This window comes from Bowmanella dokdonensis, from assembly GCF_017254865.1.
GTDB lineage: Bacteria > Pseudomonadota > Gammaproteobacteria > Enterobacterales > Alteromonadaceae > Bowmanella > Bowmanella dokdonensis.
In genome coordinates this window covers 1-594 of sequence record NZ_JAFKCV010000058.1, presented here as the reverse complement: position 1 = coordinate 594, position 594 = coordinate 1, and the positions used below count along the sequence as shown (strand labels likewise).

The 594-nt window shown below is 54.0% G+C and carries 1 protein-coding gene; it reads left to right on the top strand.

The window, feature by feature from the left end:
* Window positions 1-6 precede the first annotated feature (6 nt).
* The coding region (locus J0A66_RS21530; RefSeq protein WP_439098887.1) for a terminase gpA endonuclease subunit at window positions 7-594 on the top strand (588 nt) is incomplete at its 3' end.

Here is a 594-nt window from a genome sequence, read left to right as displayed (position 1 = left end):
CCAAAAGTGAGAGGCACCTGTCAGATTGAGCGTGCAGCCAGTGAATCCCCGCATTTTATGCGTTTTCATGTTGCCTGCCCGCATTGCGGGGAGGAGCAGTATCTTAAATTTGGCGACAAAGAGACGCCGTTTGGCCTCAAATGGACGCCGGATGACCCCTCCAGCGTGTTTTATCTCTGCGAGCATAATGCCTGCGTCATCCGCCAGCAGGAGCTGGACTTTACTGATGCCCGTTATATCTGCGAAAAGACCGGGATCTGGACCCGTGATGGCATTCTCTGGTTTTCGTCATCCGGTGAAGAGATTGAGCCACCTGACAGTGTGACCTTTCACATCTGGACAGCGTACAGCCCGTTCACCACCTGGGTGCAGATTGTCAAAGACTGGATGAAAACGAAAGGGGATACGGGAAAACGTAAAACCTTCGTAAACACCACGCTCGGTGAGACGTGGGAGGCGAAAATTGGCGAACGTCCGGATGCTGAAGTGATGGCAGAGCGGAAAGAGCATTATTCAGCGCCCGTTCCTGACCGTGTGGCTTACCTGACCGCCGGTATCGACTCCCAGCTGGACCGCTACGAAATGCGCGTATGG